The following is a 4,417-nucleotide window of genomic DNA, read 5'->3' as shown; positions in this document are numbered from 1 at the left end:
CCAGAACTGGAGCAGCTCCAGGGTGTGGTGCACCGCCTCGTGCGTGGCCGCCACCACGTCCGCACCCTCGTACTGCGGAAGCACCGGCACGACGAGCGTGTTGGGCGTCAGCTCCACGGCCGCGGCCGGATCGGTGCAACGCGTCGCGTCGGCAAGGCGGAGGTCGTCGTCGCCGAGCACCACCACCGCGCCGAGGGATCCTGTGGCCGGCAGCGCCACGGGCGTCCACTCCTGACGGAACAGCGCCTCGGGCCCACCCGCGCCGGAACCCGCCAATTGCTCAGCGGAGAACGACCGCAGGACCAGGGATTCGATGGACGCCACCGGCGCACCGGTCCCGTCAGCGACCGCGAGCGAGACGGCGTCCGCACCGGCAGCGGCAATCCGCACCCGCAGCTCGGCCGCGCCCGCCGCATGCAGCGACACGCCCGACCACGCGAACGGCAGCCGGCCCTGCCCGGTGTCCTCCAGCAGGCCGCCCAGCCCGATCGCGTGCAGCGACGCGTCAAGGAGCGCCGGATGCAGACCGAACAGGCCCGCCTCCGCACGACTCTCCTCCGGCAGCGACACCTCGGCGAACACCTCACCACCGAGCCGCCACGCCGCCCGCAGCCCCTGGAACACCGGACCGTAACCGAACCCGGCCGCAGCAAAGGTCTCGTACACCGACTCGACCGACACCGGCTCAGCCCCGGACGGCGGCCACTGCACCAGCTCGAAGCCCGCCGACCGCTCACCCTCCGCCAGCAGACCGGCCGCATGCCGCGTCCACGGCTCATCCACCTCGGCGGTCTCGGAGCGCGAGTACACGCTGATGCCGCGCCGACCGTCGCCGTCGGGCGCACCCACCGACACCTGCACCTGGACCCCGCCGCGCTCCGGCAGAACCAGCGGCGCCTCCAGCGTCAACTCCTCCACCAGCGAGCAGCCGACCTGGTCACCCGCACGGATCGCCAGCTCCACGAACGCCGTCCCCGGCAACAGCACCACCTCGCCGACGGCGTGGTCGGCCAGCCATGCGTGGGTGTCCAGCGCCAGGCGCGCGGTGAAGAGCAGACCGTCGGCGTCGGCCAGGCCGACGAAGGCGCCGAGCAAAGGGTGCTCGGCCAGGTCGAGGCCGAGCTGCCCGGCCGCCGCCTCGCCGACCAGAATCGGCGGCGCCTCCAGCCAGTACTGCTCGTACTGGAAGGCGTAGGTGGGCAGTTCGACGCGCCTCGCGTCCGTGTCGGCGAAGACCGCCGACCAGTCGAGCCTGACCCCGCGCACGAAGAGCTGGGCCAGCCCGGCCGTGAACGTCTCGGCCTCCGCCCGGTCGCGGCGCAGCACCGGCGCGAACACCGCGTCCTCGGTCACGCACGCCTGGCCAAGGGCGGACAGCGTGCCGTCCGGACCGAGTTCCAGGAACGTGCGGACGCCTTCGCCCTCCAGCGCGCGGACGGCGTCGGCGAAGCGAACGGCCTCGCGGACGTGACGCACCCAGTACTCGGGCTCGGTCAGCTCGGCGGACCGGTCCAGCGTCGAGACGATCGGGATCCGCGGGGCGTGGAACTCCAACCCCTCGACCACCGCCGAGAACTCGTCCAGCATCGGGTCCATCAGCGGCGAATGGAAGGCATGGCTGACCGTCAGCCGCTTCGTCTTGCGCCCCTCGGCGGCCAGCCGGTCCGCGACCTCCAGGACGGCCTGCTCGGCACCCGACAGCACCACCGACGTCGGGCCGTTGACGGCGGCGATGCCCACCTCGGCCTCGCGGCCGACCAGCAGCGGCAGCACCTCCTCCTCGGACGCCTGCACCGCCACCATCGCACCACCCGACGGCAGCGCCTGCATCAACCGGCCACGCGCCGCGACCAGGGTCGCCGCGTCGGCTAGGGAGAGCACCCCGGCGACGTGCGCCGCCGCGATCTCGCCGATCGAGTGACCCGCCAGGAAGTCCGGGCGGACGCCCCACGACTCGACCAGGCGGAACAGCGCCACCTCAAGCGCGAACAACGCCGGCTGCGTGCACGCCGTCTCGTCGATCCGCTCACCCGCGAAGACGACGTCCCGCAGCGGACGGTCCAGGTACCGGTCCAACTCCTCGCACGTCGCGTCGAACGCCGCCGCGAAGACCGGGAACGCCGCGTACAGCTCACGGCCCATCCCGGCCCGCTGACTGCCCTGCCCGGTGAACAGGAAGGCGGTACGGCCCGCCGACCCGGCCGTCCCCAGCACCGCGCGCGCAGGCGGCGCGCCGGCCGCCAGGGCGGCCAACTCCGCGTCGAGCAGCTCGCGTGCGGCAACCGGCAGCACGGCACGGTGTTCGAAGGAGCTCCGCGTGGCGGCGAGCGACCAGCCGACGTCCGGCAGCGACGACTCGGGCCGCTCCCGCAGGTGTTCGCGCAGTCGCTCGGCTTGGGCGCGCAGCGCCTCGGGGCTCTTGGCGGACAGCACCACGGGCAGCACGCGCGCGGGCGCGGCCGGTTCCGGCCGAGTGGCTGCGGCGCCGCGCGGCGCGGGCGGCTCCTCGATGATGGTGTGGGCGTTGGTGCCGCTGATCCCGAACGAGGACACGCCCGCCCTGCGGGGGCGGCCGGTCTGCGGCCACTCGCGCGCCTCGGTGAGCAGCTCGACCGCGCCCTCGGTCCAGTCCACGTGCGTGGACGGCTCGGTGACGTGCAGGGTCTGCGGCAGCACACCGTGCCGCATCGCCATGATGACCTTGATGACGCCGGCGACGCCGGCGGCGGCCTGGGTGTGGCCCAGGTTCGACTTGACCGAGCCGAGCCACAGCGGCCGGTCGGCCTGGCGCTCGCGGCCGTAGGTGGCCAGCAGCGCCTGCGCCTCGATCGGGTCGCCCAGGGTGGTGCCGGTGCCGTGCGCCTCGACCAGGTCGATCTGGTCGGGGGTGAGCGCGGCCGAGGCCAGGGCCTGGCGGATGACCCGCTGCTGCGAGGGTCCGTTGGGGGCGGTCAGACCGTTGCTGGCGCCGTCCTGGTTGATCGCCGAGCCGCGCACGATCGCCAGCACGGGGTGGCCGTTGCGGCGCGCGTCGGAGAGCCGCTCGATCAGCAGCATGCCGGCGCCCTCGGCCCAGCCGGTGCCGTCCGCGGAGTCGGAGAAGGACTTGCAGCGCCCGTCGCGGGCCAGACCGCGCTGGCGGCTGAAGTCGATGAAGGTGCTGGGGGCGGCCATCACCGTCGCGCCTCCGGCGAGCGCCAGCGAGCACTCGCCGGTGCGCAGCGCCTGGATCGCCCAGTGCAGCGCGACCAGCGAGGAGGAGCAGGCGGTGTCGACGGTGACCGCCGGGCCCTCCAGGCCGAGCACGTAGGAGACCCGGCCCGAGGCGATGCTGCCGGAGTTGCCGGTGCCGAGGTAGCCCTCGACGCCCGGCGGGATGGCGGGCAGGCGGGAGATGTAGTCGTGGTACATGATCCCGGCGAAGACGCCGGTGCGGCTGCCGCGCACGGTCTCCGGGTCGATCCCGGCGCGCTCGAACGCCTCCCAGGACGTCTCCAGCAGCAGCCGCTGCTGCGGGTCCATGGCCAGTGCCTCGCGCGGGCTGATGCCGAAGAACGCCGGGTCGAACTCGCTGGCGTTGTGCAGGAATCCGCCCTCGCTGGTGTACGAGGTGCCGGGGTGGTCCGGGTCGGGGTGGTAGAGGTTCTCCACGTCCCAGCCGCGGTCGGTGGGGAAGGACGAGATGCCGTCGGCGCCGTCGGCGATCATCCGCCACAGGTCCTCGGGGGTGCGCACGCCGCCCGGGTAGCGGCAGGCCATGCCGACGATGGCGATCGGGTCGTCGTTGACGGCCGCCGCCGCGACGGGCGAGGCCTCGGCCGTGGCCTCGCCCAGCCCCAGGGCCTCGGTGAAGAGGTGACCGGCGAGCGCGGCGGGCGTCGGGTAGTCGAAGACCACGGTGGCGGGCAGCCGCACGCCGGTCGCGGCGTTGAGGCGGTTGCGCAGCTCGACCGAGGTGAGCGAGTCGAAGCCGGTCTCCCGGAAGGCCTTGGCCGGGTCGACGACGTGCGCGCCCGCGTGGCCGAGCACCTGGGCGACCTGGGAGCGGACCAGTTCCAGCAGTTCGCGCTGCTGGTCCTCCTCTCCCAGTGCCAACAGCCGTTCGACCAGCGAGGCGCCGGCGGCGGTGGCCCCGGCGGCGGCGAGTCGGCGGGCCGGGGTGCGGACGAGACCCGTGAGGACGGCGGGCAGTCGGCCGGTGCGGGCCTGCTGGCGCAGGCCCGCCGCGTCCAGCCGGATCGGGACGAGGGCGGCGGCAGACTGGCCCAGCGCGGCGTCGAAGAGGGCCAGGCCCAGGTCGGCGGTGAGGGGGGCGACGCCGCTGCGGGTCATCCGCTGCACGTCGGCCTCGTCCAGGGTGCCGGCCATGCCGCCCGCCCACAGGCCCCAGGCCAGCGAGGTGGCCGGCAGAACTGCC

1 protein-coding gene is annotated in these 4,417 nt (G+C 74.2%); it reads right to left on the bottom strand.

Annotated features, from left to right (window positions below; genetic code table 11):
• Window positions 1-4,417 (bottom strand): type I polyketide synthase (locus tag TR50_RS41950; RefSeq protein ID WP_052441905.1); only part of this gene is annotated, 4,417 nt, incomplete at both ends.

Source organism: Streptacidiphilus anmyonensis, from assembly GCF_000787855.1.
Lineage (GTDB): Bacteria > Actinomycetota > Actinomycetes > Streptomycetales > Streptomycetaceae > Streptacidiphilus > Streptacidiphilus anmyonensis.
This window is presented reverse-complemented; position numbering and strand designations above follow the sequence as displayed.